Here is a 13,871-nt window from a genome sequence, read left to right as displayed (position 1 = left end):
CCCCGCCATTCCCGATGAGGGAATGGCGGGGATTTCTGTTTAACCGCACTGTTTGCACCTCCGCTGCCGAACCCGCACCGCCTATTTCAGGAAGCGCGAGGTGCGGCGGTCGGCCAGGATCTTTCCCTTCGTCTGGCAGCCGGGGCAGTACTGCAGGGCCGTGTCGGCAAAGGACACCTCGCGGACGGTGTCACCGCACACCGGGCACGCCTCGCCGGTCCGGCCGTGGACCCGCATGTGGCTCCGCTTGGTGTCCTTGAGCTCAGCGGGCGCCTTGCCGGCCGCGTCCCGAAGCGCTGTCCCCAGAATGCTGTGGATGGCTTCATAGAGTCCCCGGACCGCGTCCCGGTCCAGGGACTTCGCAAGGGCAAAGGGCGACATGCCGGCTGCGTGCAGGATCTCGTCGCTGTAGGCATTTCCGATGCCGGCAATCACGCTCTGGCTCCGCAGGACCCCCTTGATTTGCTGGGAGCTGGCGGCCAGGATCTCCGCCAGGGCATCGACGTCGAACCCGGGACTGAACGGATCAGGTCCCAGCGCGGCGACTCCCGGCACGTCGTGCGGATCCCGGACCACGTAGACCGCCAGGCTCTTCTTCGTGCCGGCCTCGGTCAGGTCGAGGCCCAGCGGGCCGGAGTCACCGGAAAACAACAGCCGCACGGCAATATGGCCCTTGCCCATCTTCAGCGGGACATCACTGGGCTTGTCGGTGAAGCGCACCCAGCCTGCCCTGGCCAGGTGGAAGATGAAATACAGGCCGCCGGCCTCCACGCTGACGAACTTGCCGAAGCGGCGCACCCCCGTCACGGTTCTGCCCTCAAGCACGGAGACGGGCGGATCCGCCGTTTTCAGGACCGCGAACGAGACTGGCTGGATCCTTGTGACAACCGCACCGCGCAGCTTCCCGGCGAGAAATTCCGCCAGGGCCGCGACTTCCGGGAGCTCGGGCATTGCCTAGCCGATACCGGCTTGATCTGTCATCGCCCCATCATGTCAGAGTCCTCCCCGGGGCAGGCCGGATATGCCTATACTTTCAGCGGCGGACAGTTCAGCTGACCGCCGTCGACATTGGTGATTGACCCGATGAAAGGCCCGTCATGAGCATCATTCCCGAAGAGCTGTCCTACACCGCGGAACACGAGTGGGTCTCTGCCCCGAACGCCGACGGCGTGGTGCGCGTGGGCATCACCGATTTTGCCCAGGACGCGCTTGGGGACGTCGTGTATGCCCAGATGCCGGAGGTCGGCACCACGATCAAGGCCAACGACGTCATCGGCGAGGTCGAGTCCACCAAGAGCGTCAGCGACATCTACGCCCCGGTTGCCGGTGAAGTGGTCTCCCGCAACGAGGCCCTGGACACGGATTCCGCCCTGATCAATTCGGATCCGTACGGTGAGGGCTGGCTGATGGAAATCAAGCTCGCGGAAGCCGACGCGGTCGAGTCGCTCCTCAGTGCATCGGAGTACGAACAGCAGGTAGGCTAAAGCAAAGCCCTTTTCGGGCCGGGTCGTTGGAACAACCGTCGGGAAACCGACGAAACAGCGCCCGCCGAAGGGCTGTATCCCGGATTTGCCAGGCTTTTCCGGACGGCATGCGTTGTTTGCAGGGGGGACACCTGCAGCGAATGGAGGAATCAATGTTTGGGCACGAGCGCAACAACACCGGTGACGGTTATGGCACGGGTGGAGTGAAAGCTTCGGAGACCACGTCGATCAACCTCACCCCGATCCGCGATGAACCGACCGTCGCCCCGAAGCTCTCGGCTGAGGAGTGGTCCGCCGTTGAGGCACTGCCGTACGGCTCTGCCCTGCTGGTTGCGCACAGCGGCCCCAACACCGGCGCCCGTTTCCTGCTGGATTCGGACATCACGACGGCGGGCCGGCACCCGGACGCCGACATCTTCCTCGATGACGTCACGGTTTCCCGCCGGCACGTCGAGTTCCGCCGCACGGCGCGCAGCTTCGAAGTCGTGGACACCGGAAGCCTGAACGGCACGTACGTGAACCACGACCGCGTCGACAGTGTGGAGTTGAAGTCCGGCAACGAAGTGCAGATCGGGAAGTTCCGCCTCACCTTCTACCTGAGCCCTGCCCGCGCAGCAGGCAACGTCTGATTCCGGGGTAGCTGCCTGTGGCCATGGCACAAGCGGAACGGCGCGGACCCCAGGTTCTGAATATCGGGGAAGTCCTGGCTCAGCTGAGCGACGACTTCCCCAGCATGACCGCGTCAAAAATCCGGTTCCTGGAGGAAAAGGGACTGATCAACCCCCAGCGGACCCCTGCCGGATACCGGCAGTACTCCGAGAGCGACGTCGAGAGGCTGCGCTTCGTGCTGTCCCTCCAGCGCGACCAGTACCTACCGTTGAAGGTCATCAAGGACTACCTCGATGCGATCGACCGCGGGGAACGCCCGGACAACCTGCCGCCCGGGGTCACGGTCTCGCCGCGGATCGTTTCCGAGGAACTGGCGTCCGAGCTGCAGAACCGGGTCCGCCGGCTCTCCGAGGAACAACTCCGCGCCGAGTCCGGCGCGAGCGTGCCGCTGGTCGAATCGCTCCTGAGTTTCGGCCTGATCGGCCATGTCAACGGAAAATTCGATGAGCACGCCCTCCAGGTTGCCCGCGCCTGCGTCCAGCTGGAGGGCCACGGACTGGAACCGCGGCACCTGCGGCCGTTCCAGGCTGCCGCCGAACGCGAGTTCGGGCTGGTGGAGCGTGCCGTGGCGACCCTGACCTCGCGCAAGGACGCCGCTTCCCACGCCCGTGCCGCCGAGGCTGCCCGGGAGATCAGCGAGCTGTGCCTCACGCTGCACCGGGCCCTGGTCCAGGACCGCATCTCGAGGATGGACATCTGATGATTGAGGTCGAAATCGTAGGCGTGCGGATTGAACTGCCGTCCAACCAGCCCCTCGTCCTGCTCAAGGAGATCCACGGGGAGCGGCACGTGCCGATCTGGATCGGCACCCCCGAGGCAAGCGCCATCGCCCTGGCCCAGCAGGGGGTCGTGCCGCCGCGCCCGATGACCCACGACCTGCTGATCGACGTCGTCGAAACCCTCGGCCACTCGATCGTCAGCGTCAACATTGTGGCTGTGGAGGACAACATCTTCTACGGGCAGCTGCAGTTCGAGAACGGGACCACGGTCAGCTCCCGGGCCTCCGATGCCCTGGCACTGGCCCTCCGTGCGAAGTGCCGCATCTGGTGCGCCGACGCCGTAATGGAAGAGGCCGGCGTCCGGATCACCGAACACGACGAGGGTGAGGACACCCACCCGGGTCCCGCCGTCGACGAGGAGGGCGAGCTGCGCCGCTTCCGCGAGTTCCTCGACGACGTCGAACCCGAGGATTTCGCCGGCTGACCCTGCGCCAAGGTTAAAGTCGAGGATGAAAGTTTCGACACGCCCCGGCAATACCCCGAACGTCTTTGACCTTGGGCCCCGGCGGGCCTAACGTCAGAAGTACAAGTTCCCATTGCACGCAACAGCCGCTCAGGTCACACTGGAAGGTGCAGCCCCGGCAGAATTACACGGATGATTTTATCCACCCGTGTTTTGTTTAGCTAGTGACAACTGGTTGTTGCTGCATTTTCCGCAGGGGAGCCAAGACAAGGAGGATCCACGTGAGTCCGAAAGGCGAAGCGGGCGAGCTCAAGCAGCCCTCGACGGCTGGTGTAGCCGTGCCCGCTAGCGGTGCCCAGGGCCTGCTGTTCACCGAGGATCTCCCTGTCCTGGACGAGGACGCGGGCTACCGCGGTCCCACTGCCTGCAAGGCGGCTGGCATCACCTATCGCCAGCTGGACTACTGGGCTCGCACCGGGCTGGTGGAACCCGCCGTCCGCGGCGCCGCCGGCTCAGGTTCCCAGCGACTCTATGGTTTCCGCGACATCCTGGTTCTGAAGGTCGTCAAGCGCCTCCTGGACACCGGCGTGTCGCTGCAGCAGATCCGCACTGCCGTCGAGCACCTCCGGGAACGCGGCGTCGAGGATCTCGCCCAGATCACCCTCATGAGTGACGGCGCCAGCGTGTACGAGTGCACCTCCGCCGACGAAGTGATCGATCTCGTCCAGGGCGGCCAGGGCGTCTTCGGCATCGCAGTGGGCCGCGTCTGGCGGGAAGTGGAAGGCAGCCTCGCGGCCCTTCCCAGCGAACACGCCAGCGACCAGTCGTTCCCCGGCGACGAGCTCGGCAAGCGCAGGGCCGCCCGCAAGATCGGCTGACCCGACGACCAGCACCCCCCACACAGCAACACCCCCACACAGCAACGCGGGGTCACTTAGCGCCCATTACGGCAGGCCGGACAGGCGCTAAGTGACCCCGCGTTGCTGTTGTCTTGGGGGTTACCTCGGGCGGGGCGTCCTTGGCTCAGCGCCGGACGCGGTCCCGGACCGGGGCGCCGGACTGCCGGCCGTCTGCCTGCAGCAGGTTCGCCAGCAGGGTGTCGAACAGGGCGGCGGCATTCTTGGCCGAATCCCCTGGCCAGTGGTGGATGGAGTGCGCGGCGCCCTGGATCTGCTGCCAGTTGGCCTGCTCCGGGATGTGCGGGGAGAGCAGCAGCTCGCCGAACATGGACTCCATCTCGGCCAGCCGGAAGGTGTGCTCGGCGGAGCCGGTGCGCACCCGGTTGGCAACAATGCCGGCGGGGGAGAGGTTCGGGGCGAATTCCTGCCGGAACAGCTGGATGGCCCGCATGGTGCGTTCCGTGCCCGCAACGGAGAAGAGGCCGGGCTCGGCCACGAGGGTGACCTTGTCGCTGGCGGACCAGGCCATCCTGGTGAGCCCGTTCAGGGACGGCGGGCAGTCCACGAGGACCAGCTCGTACTTCTCCGCGCCAGCGAGCACGGCGGAGAGCCTGCGCAGGTCGCGGCGGCCCAGATCGGGGCGGTCGTAGATGCCGGTGTAGGCGGAGCCGACAGCCACATCGAGGACGGATGTCCGGCCGGCTGGAGCGCCGCCGTTGGCGGACCCGCGTTCCACCCAGCCGCTCGGGACCACGTTCTCGGCCAGCCGTGCCCGCCGGGGGGACTTGAGCATCCGGCCGATGTCCAGCTGGTCGCCCGGCCGGACTCCGAGGGCCGTACTGGCATCCGCGTGGGGATCAAGGTCGACGACGAGGGTGGGGATGCCGGCGGCCAATGCCGCGGACGCCAGTCCGGTGGTCACCGATGTCTTGCCGACACCGCCTTTAAGGCTGCTGATGCTGACTACTTGCACTTGAAAAACCAATACCTAACGCCGGTTGCCGGGACGGGGTCCTGCCGGCTCCTGCGTTCTCCGGAACCGGGGCGAGCATGCGCCACCCACCCCCTCATCATATGTTGCCGTCCCGCCGAAACCTGCCTCATCGTGTGCCCCGTCGCGTGCCGGGGCGGCAGATCATGGATATGCTGCAATCGGGGCCGGGATCCGGCGTTGCCTGATGTGCTTGCCTAATCGGGCATACGTGACGCGCGCCGCTGTGACGGTCGCCACAATAATTTGTGTTTGCCTGTCCGTGTCTTGGACACTGTGACCACTTACCGATACACCCGCGATGATGCAGGAGAAGCATGTTTTCGAAGATTCTGGTGGCCAATCGCGGCGAAATCGCGATCCGTGCCTTCCGCGCCGGCTACGAACTTGGTGCCAAGACCGTAGCTGTCTTCCCGAACGAGGACCGCAACTCAATCCACCGCCAGAAGGCCGACGAGGCATATCTGATCGGCGAAGAGGGCCATCCCGTCCGGGCCTACCTCGACGTCGACGAGGTGGTGCGCGTGGCCAAGGAATCCGGCGCCGACGCCATCTACCCCGGCTACGGCTTCCTCTCCGAGAACCCGCGCCTGGCCCGGGCCGCCGTGGAAGCAGGCATCACCTTCGTGGGCCCGCCGGCTGAAGTCCTGGAACTGGCCGGCAACAAGGTCGAGGCCCTTGAAGCGGCCCGCAAGGCCGGCGTCCCCGTGCTGAAATCCTCCCAGCCCTCCAAAGACGTCGACGAGCTCATCGCGGCCGCCGACGTCATCGGGTTCCCCATCTTCGCCAAGGCAGTCGCCGGCGGCGGCGGGCGCGGCATGCGCCGCGTCGATACCCGCGACGCCCTGCCCGAGGCCCTGCAGGCCGCCATGCGCGAAGCCGACGCGGCCTTCGGCGACCCGACCATGTTCCTGGAACAGGCCGTGCTGCGCCCCCGCCACATCGAGGTCCAGATCCTGGCCGACGCGGAGGGCAACGTCATGCACCTCTTCGAACGTGACTGCTCCATCCAGCGCCGCCACCAGAAGGTCATCGAGATCGCACCGGCGCCGAACCTCGACGAAGGCATCCGCCAGGCGCTCTACCGCGACGCCGTGAAGTTCGCCAAGGCGCTGAACTACGTCAACGCCGGCACCGTGGAATTCCTCGTCGACACCGTGGGGGAGCGGGCAGGCCAGCACGTCTTCATCGAAATGAACCCGCGCATCCAGGTCGAGCACACCGTCACCGAGGAAGTCACCGACGTCGACCTCGTCCAGGCACAGCTGCGCATCGCCGCAGGCGAGACCCTCGCGGACCTGGGCCTCTCCCAGGAGACCGTCCAGCTCAGGGGCGCCGCCCTGCAGTGCCGCATCACCACCGAGGATCCGGCCAACGGCTTCCGGCCCGACGTCGGCAAGATCACCGGCTACCGGTCGGCCGGCGGCGCCGGCGTCCGGCTCGACGGCGGCACCGTCTACTCCGGTGCCGAGATCAGCCCGCACTTCGACTCGATGCTGGTCAAGCTGACCTGCCGCGGCCGTGAGTACCCGGCCGCCGTGGCCCGGGCCCGCCGGGCCCTCGCCGAGTTCCGCATCCGCGGCGTCTCGACCAACATCTCCTTCCTGCAGGCTGTCCTGGACGATGCCGACTTCATCGCCGGCAACGTGGCCACCTCGTTCATCGACGAACGCCCCCAGCTGCTCAGGGCCCGGGTCTCCGCCGACCGCGGCACCAAGCTGCTGACCTGGCTCGCGGAAGTCACCGTGAACAAGCCCAACGGCGAGCTCACGGTCCACAGCGATCCCGCCGCCAAGCTCCCGGCGCTGGACGACGCAGCCGCCGCGCCCGGCTCCCGGCAGCGGCTGCTGGAGCTGGGCCCGGAAGGCTTCGCGAGGGCCCTTCGCGCGCAGAACGCCGTCGCCGTCACGGACACCACGTTCCGCGACGCCCACCAGTCGCTGCTCGCCACCCGGGTCCGCACCCGCGACCTCGTGGCAGCCGGCCCGGCCGTCTCCAAGCTCCTCCCGGAACTGCTCTCCGTCGAGGCCTGGGGCGGTGCCACCTACGACGTCGCGCTGCGATTCCTCGGTGAGGATCCCTGGGACCGGCTCGCGGCGCTGCGCAAGGCGCTGCCGAACGTCTGCCTGCAGATGCTCCTGCGCGGCCGCAACACGGTCGGGTACACCCCGTACCCGGAAGAGGTGACGGTGGCCTTCGTCAACGAGGCCGCCGCGACCGGCATCGACATCTTCCGCATCTTCGACGCGCTCAACGACGTCAACCAGATGGCCCCGGCCATCCGTGCCGTCCGCGACACCGGGACGGCCGTCGCGGAGGTGGCCCTCTGCTACACCGCTGACATGCTGGACCCGGACGAGACGCTGTACACCCTGGATTACTACCTGGAGCTGGCGCAGAAGATCGTCGACGCCGGGGCGCACATCCTGGCGATCAAGGACATGGCGGGCCTGCTGCGTCCCGCCGCGGCTGCACGCCTCGTCACCGCCCTGCGCGAACGCTTCGACCTCCCGGTCCACCTGCACACGCACGACACCGCTGGCGGACAGCTGGCCACGCTGCTGGCCGCCGTCGACGCCGGAGTCGACGCCGTCGACGTGGCCTCCGCCTCGCTCGCCGGCACCACCAGCCAGCCCTCCGCCTCCGCCCTGGTGGCAGCCCTTGCCCACACACCGCGGGACACCGGGCTGAGCCTGGCGAACGTCTGCGCCCTGGAGCCCTACTGGGAAGCCGTCCGCCGCGTTTACGCACCCTTCGAATCGGGTCTCCCGGGCCCCACCGGGCGGGTCTACCAGCACGAAATCCCCGGCGGCCAGCTCTCCAACCTGCGCCAGCAGGCGATCGCGCTGGGCCTTGGGGAGCGTTTCGAGGCCATCGAGGACATGTACACCGCCGCCGACCGCATCCTCGGCCGGCTGGTGAAAGTCACCCCGTCCTCCAAGGTCGTCGGCGATCTGGCCCTGCACCTCGTGGGCCTCAACGCCGATCCGGCCGACTTCAACGAGAACCCGCAGAAATACGACATCCCGGATTCCGTGATCGGCTTCCTCTCCGGTGAACTGGGCGACCCGCCCGGAGGCTGGCCGGAACCGTTCCGCACCAAGGCCCTGCAGGGCCGCACTGTCAAGGTTCGCGACGTCGAGCTCAGCGCCGAGGACAGCGCCGCGCTCAAGTCCGACTCCAGGACCGTGCAGCAGACGCTCAACCGGCTCCTTTTCGCAGGTCCCACCAAGGACTACCAGAAGAGCGTGGAGTCCTACGGCAACCTCTCGGTGCTGGACACCCGGGACTACCTGTTCGGGCTGCAGCGCGGCGCCGAGCACGAGATCGAGCTGGAGAAGGGCGTCCGCCTGATCGCCTCGCTCGAGGCGGTCTCCGAACCGGACGAGAAGGGCATGCGCACCGTGATGTGCACGCTCAACGGCCAGTCCCGCCCGGTCGTGGTCCGTGACCGTTCCGTGGTCAGCAACGTCAAGGCCGCCGAGCGCGCCGACACCTCCCAGCCGGGCCAGGTGGCCGCACCGTTCGCCGGAGCCGTCACCCTGACCGTCAAGTCCGGCGAATCTGTCAAGGCCGGCGACACCGTCGCCACGATCGAAGCCATGAAAATGGAAGCGTCCATCACGACGCCGGTGGCCGGCACCGTCTCGCGCCTCGCCGTCGGCGCGATCGAGCAGGTCCAGGGCGGGGACCTGCTGCTGGTCGTCGAATAACCGCAGCGCAGCGACGTTGACGAAGGGTCCTTCCGGCCAAGGCTGGAAGGACCCTTCGTCGTCCCGCACCACAAACAACTACGCGGCACAGCAACGCGGCACAGCAACGCGGCACAGCAACGCGGGGTCAGCTACGGCCCATCCGCGGTGTGCGGATGGGCCGTAGCTGACCCCGCGTTGTTTGGGGGTGGGGTGGGGGTGCCTAGACCTGGCTGGGACGCGGGGCGCCGTACATCTCCTCGATGACGTTCTCGAAGTCCTTCATCACCTGGGCCCGCTTGACCTTCATCGACGGCGTCAGGTGCCCGGAGGCCTCCGTGAAGTCGGCCGGCACGATCCGGAAGGACTTGATCGCCTCGGCCTGGGACACCGACTGGTTGGCGCCGTTGATGAGTTCCTGCACCGCGGCCTTGACCGCCGGGTTGTCGGTGGCTTCGGCAACGGTCGTTGACGCGGGCAGCCCGTGGCGGTGCAGCCAGCCCGGCAGGGCCTCCTCGTCGAGGGTGACCAGCGCACCGATGAACGGCCGGTTGTCACCGACCACCAGCACCTGCGAGACCAGCGCGTCGGCCCGGATCTGGTCCTCCAGCAGGGCCGGTACGACGTTCTTGCCGCTCGCCGTGACGATGATTTCCTTCTTGCGCCCGGTGATGGTCAGGAATCCCTGCTCATCGAGCTTCCCGATGTCGCCGGTGCGGAACCAGCCGTCGACAAAGGATTCAGCGGAGAGGTCCTCGCGCTTGTAGTAGCCGCGCATGACGCACACGCCCTTGGCGAGGATCTCGCCGTCGTCGGCGATCTTCACGGCGTTGCCGGGAATCGGGGCGCCGACGGTACCGATCTTGATCAGGTCCGGCGTGTTCACGGTAACGGGGGCCGTCGTCTCGGTCAGCCCGTAGCCTTCCAGGATCTGCATGCCGATGCCCTGGAAGAAGTGTCCCAGCCGCTCGCCCAGCGGTCCGCCGCCGGAGACGGCGTGGGCCACCTCGCCGCCCATGGCGGCGCGGAGCTTGCCGTAGACGAGCTTGTCGAAAACGGTGTGCCTGAGCTTGAGGCCCAGGCCGATCTTGCCGGCCTGGCGCGCGCGGGAGAATTCGATGGCGGTGTCGGCCGCCCGGTGGAAGATGGCGCCCTTGCCGCCGTCCTCGGCTTTGGTAAGCGCCGAGTTGTAGACCTTCTCAAAGACCCGCGGCACCGCGAGGATGAAGGTCGGCTTGTAGCTCTGCAGGTCCGGCAGGAGGTTCTTGATGTCCGGCGTGTGTGCCACCGTGACGCCGGCGGCGACCGCGAGCACCGAAATGAAGCGTGCGAACACGTGGGCGAGCGGCAGGAACATGATGGTCCGGGCCTGTTCGTGGACGATCTTGTTCAGCGAGGTGGCCAGCGCGTTCTCGGAGAGTTCCACGAAGTTGCCGTGGGTCAGCTCGCAGCCCTTGGGCCGGCCCGTGGTGCCGGAGGTGTAGATGATCGTGGCGAGGTCGTCGAGCGTGGCCAGGCTGCGCCGGGCCTCAAGCTCCTCGTTGCTGACCGTCGCGCCAGCGGCGCGGACCTCGTCGAGGCCGGTTCCTTCGAGCTGCCAGACGTGGGCCAGGTCCGTGAGGCCCTCAGAAGTCGCAGCCTGCCGGATGATGTCCTCGTGGTGCGCGGACTCGCCGAAAGCGGCGACGGCGCCGGAGTCTCCCAGGTTCCAGGCCACCTGGGAGGGGGAGGAGGTCTCATAGATCGGCACGGAGACCGCACCCGCGAACCAGATGGCGAAGTCAATGAGGGCCCATTCGTATCGGGTGCGGGACATGATGCCGACCCTGTCGCCGGCGGCGACGCCGCTGGCCATCAGGCCCTTGGCGAGCAGCGACGCATCGGCCAGGAAGTCGGTGGCCCGGATGTCCTGCCATTGGCCTGCGGCGTCAAGTTTCGAGAACAGTGCCGGGTTCGAGGCCTTGGCCGCCTGGCGCAGGACCAGATCCGTGACGTTCATTTCCCGGGGGACGTTCACCAGGGCCGGGACACTGATTTCTCGCACGTTAGCTCCTTTGATATCCATGGACCCGCGAGGGGTACGACTAACACTAGTATGCGGTTCCAGGCATGTGTGTTCCACACCACCTACCGGCGAGTAACCTTACAGTTTGGTAACCCCGGCGCGGCCGCCGGAGAGGATTATCAGGCAATGGCTGCCGGCAGGCTCCGGTCCGCTGCAGATCGCTGGCCCGTCCGGTGATGCGGCCCGTCCCCGGCCGTCCCGGCGAATAGGATAGGGAATCATGCACACACCTACACCTGGACAGCAGCCCGGACCGTACCGCAGGACGGCCGCCTGGCGGCGCAGGACGCTGGCCGTCGCATCCGCCGGACCGGCCGGGCAGGGTTTCCGGGAGCACCTGCGGCTGGGCCGCAAGGGCCTCGCCATTGGCGTGGACATCGGCGGCACCAAGGTGGCGGCCGGTGTGGTCGACGCGGAGGGACGGATCCTGGCCCAGGCCAAGCGGTCCACTCCGGGCAACGACCCCCGTGCGGTCGAACAGGTGATTGTGGAGCTGGTCGAGGAGCTGGGAGAGGGCCACCGGATTTGGTCGGTCGGGATTGGCGCGGCCGGCTGGATGGACCTCGACGGCGGCACCGTGCTCTTCAGCCCGCATCTGGCCTGGCGCAACGAGCCCCTCCGCGACAACCTGCAGCGGCTGCTTCGTCGGCCCGTGCTGCTGACCAACGACGCCGATGCGGCCGGCTGGGCGGAGTGGCGCTTCGGCGCCGGGCAGGGCCAGAGCCGATTGGTCTGCATCACCCTCGGAACCGGCATCGGCGGGGCCATGGTGATGGACGGCCGGCTGGAACGCGGGCGCTTTGGCGTGGCGGGGGAATTTGGCCACCAGATCATCATGCCGGGCGGCCACCGCTGCGAATGCGGCAACCGGGGCTGCTGGGAACAGTACGCATCCGGCAACGCCCTCGGCCGGGAGGCCCGGGAACTCGCCGCCGCGAACTCCCCGGTGGCCCAGGAACTGCTCAAAGCGGTCGACGGCCACGCGGAGCGCATCACCGGCGTGATTGTCACCGAGCTGGCCAAGGCCGGGGACGCGACCTCGCGGGAGCTGCTCGAAGACGTCGGGGAATGGCTCGGACTGGGCCTCGCGAACCTTGCCGCCGCGCTGGATCCGGGCAAGTTCGTGATCGGCGGCGGACTCTGCGACGCCGGCGAACTGCTGGTCGGGCCGGCCCGGAAGGCCTTTGCCCGGAACCTGACCGGCCGCGGCTTCCGGCCCGCGGCGGAAATCGAGCTCGCGGCCCTCGGCCCGAACGCCGGCCTGATCGGCGCCGCGGACCTGTCCCGGGTCAGCAGCCGCATGCACAGCTAGCAGCGCGCCACCGGCAGGAAACGGGGCGCCGGCCGAAAGCGGGCGCCGGCAGGAAACGGGGCGCCGGCCGAAAGCGGGCGCCGGCAAGAAAGCGGGTGCCGCCGCGGCGGCCGGGGTACGCCCGGCCGCGATGAAATCAGTCAGATGCGGGCGCCGTCGTCGTTCTCATCCTTTTCGCCCGGCAGTTTCATGATCAGGAACACCAGCGAGGCTGCAAAGGCGGCGACCATTCCGAGGATGGCCATCAGCGGTGCGGAGCGCCAGAACATCGCAGACATCAGCAGGGCCACGGGACCACCGACGGCACCGAGCCAGGCCAACACAGTCAGCGGGTCGGTCCCGGCGAGGCTGGGAGGTTCCTCCGGCACGAACTCGCCCGGCCCGAACGGGTCATCATCCGCGGCCTCATAGTCACGCGGGCCCGGTGCGCCGTCCTGGCCAGCAGCAGTGGCCGGTCCCTCGCCCACGGCAGACTGGCCCCGCGCGAGCCGCTCCTCGGCGGAGAGTTCAATCGGCACCCCGGCGGAAAGCCCCAGCGGGTCAAAGTCGCTGAACGGCCGGGGCACTGCGGCGCTGTCGGCCCCCGCGCCGTCCGTTACGGGCACCTTCGGCAGCTCCGGGCCGTCCGCGGCCTCACGGGCTTCCGCGGTGCCCGGGTTTGCGCCTTGGTCCCGGCCCTCCAGCCTGGCGACCAGATCCAGCCAGACGGCGTCTTCCTGGTTGGCGCTGGAATCCGGGTCCGGAGTATTGGGGTCCGGTCTAGTCATCTGACGTGTCCTTCTGGCTGGCGTGGGCGGCGTCCGGAGTGCCTCCCGCAACCAGCGACCGGATGAATTCGGCCGAGCCGCGGAAGATCAGGGGCGCGTCGTTGTCCATCGTAGCCACGTGGTAGCTGTTTTCCAGCCGGATCACCTCCAGCGGTGCGTGGGTCAGGCCGCGGCGCAGGGCCACCATGCTCGAGTCGGAGACCACATGGTCCACTGCCGAGCGGTACACGCGCACGGGAGCGGTGATCCGCGGGAGCAGCCGCAGGGTGTCCTTGAACATTTTGTTCAGCTCGTGCGCCGCGGCAACCGGCGTCCGGGAGTAGGCCCCCTCGTCGATGCCCTCCTTGAGGATGTCGTTGGCGATCGCGGGGGTGCTCTTGAGCACGAATTTCAGGATGCCGGCCAGCGGGGCGCGGGGATCGTCAATGACGAGGCCGGGGTTCACCAGAACGGCCCCCGCCACCGGGCGGGTGGCGGCAATCCGCAGCGCCAGCGCCCCGCCCATGGACAGCCCGGCCACAACGACCTGCTCACATTCCCCGGCCAGTTCGAGGTAGGCGGCGTCGAGCGCCGCGTGCCATTCCTGCCAGCGCGTCCGGGACAGTTCCTGCCAGCTGGTGCCGTGCCCCGGCAGCAGCGGCATCCGCACGGCGAAGCCGGCGTCGGCCAGCGACCTGGCCCAGCCGCGCACGCCGTGCGGGCTGCCGGTGAAACCGTGCGAGACCAGGACTCCGGTGCGGGGCCCGGTTCCGGTGAACGGGCTGCTGAACGGCGTGTGGTCCAGGGGGATGGTCATGGGGTCTCCGGGGC

Annotated in this window: 12 protein-coding genes; 7 read left to right on the top strand and 5 right to left on the bottom strand. The window is 68.0% G+C overall.

The annotated features are described in order from the left end of the window. Nucleotides 1-81: 81 nt before the first annotated feature. Nucleotides 82-951, bottom strand: coding sequence for an Fpg/Nei family DNA glycosylase (locus BJQ90_RS22265; RefSeq protein WP_226762351.1), 870 nt, complete (start codon nucleotides 949-951; stop codon nucleotides 82-84). Between the two features lie 146 nt (nucleotides 952-1,097). Between BJQ90_RS22265 and gcvH the strand changes: the two genes are divergently transcribed. From gcvH to BJQ90_RS22240, 5 genes are all read left to right on the top strand, one after another. Further along, nucleotides 1,098-1,484: a glycine cleavage system protein GcvH gene (gene gcvH / locus BJQ90_RS22260; protein WP_226762350.1), complete on the top strand. Its 387-nt coding sequence runs from the start codon at nucleotides 1,098-1,100 to the stop codon at nucleotides 1,482-1,484. Nucleotides 1,485-1,636: 152 nt separating this feature from the next. Next, nucleotides 1,637-2,113 (top strand): FHA domain-containing protein, encoded by a 477-nt coding sequence (locus tag BJQ90_RS22255; RefSeq protein WP_226762349.1) that lies wholly within the window; start codon nucleotides 1,637-1,639, stop codon nucleotides 2,111-2,113. A gap of 23 nt (nucleotides 2,114-2,136) precedes the next feature. Beyond that, complete coding sequence (locus BJQ90_RS22250; protein ID WP_226762348.1) at nucleotides 2,137-2,853, top strand: MerR family transcriptional regulator; 717 nt, start codon at nucleotides 2,137-2,139, stop codon at nucleotides 2,851-2,853. Then, nucleotides 2,853-3,356 carry a bifunctional nuclease family protein gene (locus BJQ90_RS22245; protein WP_226762347.1) on the top strand — a complete coding sequence of 168 codons (504 nt, stop codon included), beginning with the start codon at nucleotides 2,853-2,855 and terminating at the stop codon, nucleotides 3,354-3,356. The genes BJQ90_RS22250 and BJQ90_RS22245 overlap by 1 nt, the downstream gene beginning before the upstream one ends. Before the next feature lie 260 nt (nucleotides 3,357-3,616). Next, nucleotides 3,617-4,213 carry a MerR family transcriptional regulator gene (locus BJQ90_RS22240; RefSeq protein ID WP_069951277.1) on the top strand — a complete coding sequence of 199 codons (597 nt, stop codon included), beginning with the start codon at nucleotides 3,617-3,619 and terminating at the stop codon, nucleotides 4,211-4,213. Between the two features lie 145 nt (nucleotides 4,214-4,358). On the opposite strand, the gene BJQ90_RS22235 is transcribed toward BJQ90_RS22240, so the two are convergent. Next, on the bottom strand, nucleotides 4,359-5,207 hold the full coding sequence (locus tag BJQ90_RS22235) for a ParA family protein (RefSeq protein ID WP_226762346.1): 849 nt from the start codon (nucleotides 5,205-5,207) through the stop codon (nucleotides 4,359-4,361). Nucleotides 5,208-5,542: 335 nt separating this feature from the next. On the opposite strand from BJQ90_RS22235, the gene BJQ90_RS22230 reads away from it, so the two are divergent. Further along, nucleotides 5,543-8,938 carry a pyruvate carboxylase gene (locus BJQ90_RS22230; protein WP_226762345.1) on the top strand — a complete coding sequence of 1,132 codons (3,396 nt, stop codon included), beginning with the start codon at nucleotides 5,543-5,545 and terminating at the stop codon, nucleotides 8,936-8,938. Between the two features lie 202 nt (nucleotides 8,939-9,140). Here BJQ90_RS22230 and BJQ90_RS22225 read toward each other — a convergent pair whose 3' ends face one another. Next, entirely contained in the window at nucleotides 9,141-10,961 is a 1,821-nt protein-coding gene (locus BJQ90_RS22225; RefSeq protein WP_226762344.1) for an AMP-dependent synthetase/ligase, read from the bottom strand. A gap of 241 nt (nucleotides 10,962-11,202) precedes the next feature. Here BJQ90_RS22225 and BJQ90_RS22220 point away from each other — a divergent pair, with 241 nt between their 5' ends. Next, nucleotides 11,203-12,294 (top strand): ROK family glucokinase, encoded by a 1,092-nt coding sequence (locus tag BJQ90_RS22220; RefSeq protein WP_226762343.1) that lies wholly within the window; start codon nucleotides 11,203-11,205, stop codon nucleotides 12,292-12,294. 140 nt (nucleotides 12,295-12,434) lie between these two features. Here the strand turns inward: BJQ90_RS22220 and BJQ90_RS22215 are convergent, their stop codons facing one another. Both BJQ90_RS22215 and BJQ90_RS22210 read right to left on the bottom strand, forming a co-directional pair. Beyond that, a complete protein-coding gene (locus BJQ90_RS22215) occupies nucleotides 12,435-13,061 on the bottom strand; it encodes a hypothetical protein (protein WP_226762342.1) in 627 nt (208 codons plus the stop codon). Beyond that, a complete protein-coding gene (locus BJQ90_RS22210) occupies nucleotides 13,054-13,857 on the bottom strand; it encodes an alpha/beta hydrolase (RefSeq protein WP_226762371.1) in 804 nt (267 codons plus the stop codon). The genes BJQ90_RS22215 and BJQ90_RS22210 overlap by 8 nt, the downstream gene beginning before the upstream one ends. Between the last annotated feature and the right edge of the window lie 14 nt (nucleotides 13,858-13,871).

The sequence above is a fragment of the Arthrobacter sp. SO3 genome (genome assembly GCF_020532825.1).
Classification (GTDB): Bacteria; Actinomycetota; Actinomycetes; order Actinomycetales; family Micrococcaceae; genus Arthrobacter.
The sequence above is the reverse complement of the archived record's forward strand: the minus strand, read 5'-3'. Positions and strand labels throughout refer to the sequence as shown.

Excerpts from the sequence above, each read along its gene's own strand:
- BJQ90_RS22250 (WP_226762348.1), top strand. The coding sequence starts at position 2,137 with ATGGCACAAGCGGAACGGCGCGGACCCCAGGTTCTGAATATCGGGGAA.
- BJQ90_RS22245 (WP_226762347.1), top strand. The coding sequence starts at position 2,853 with ATGATTGAGGTCGAAATCGTAGGCGTGCGGATTGAACTGCCGTCCAAC.
- BJQ90_RS22210 (WP_226762371.1), bottom strand. The coding sequence starts at position 13,857 with ATGACCATCCCCCTGGACCACACGCCGTTCAGCAGCCCGTTCACCGGA.
- gcvH (WP_226762350.1), top strand. The coding sequence starts at position 1,098 with ATGAGCATCATTCCCGAAGAGCTGTCCTACACCGCGGAACACGAGTGG.
- BJQ90_RS22255 (WP_226762349.1), top strand. The coding sequence starts at position 1,637 with ATGTTTGGGCACGAGCGCAACAACACCGGTGACGGTTATGGCACGGGT.
- BJQ90_RS22230 (WP_226762345.1), top strand. The coding sequence starts at position 5,543 with ATGTTTTCGAAGATTCTGGTGGCCAATCGCGGCGAAATCGCGATCCGT.
- BJQ90_RS22265 (WP_226762351.1), bottom strand. The coding sequence starts at position 951 with ATGCCCGAGCTCCCGGAAGTCGCGGCCCTGGCGGAATTTCTCGCCGGG.
- BJQ90_RS22215 (WP_226762342.1), bottom strand. The coding sequence starts at position 13,061 with ATGACTAGACCGGACCCCAATACTCCGGACCCGGATTCCAGCGCCAAC.
- BJQ90_RS22220 (WP_226762343.1), top strand. The coding sequence starts at position 11,203 with ATGCACACACCTACACCTGGACAGCAGCCCGGACCGTACCGCAGGACG.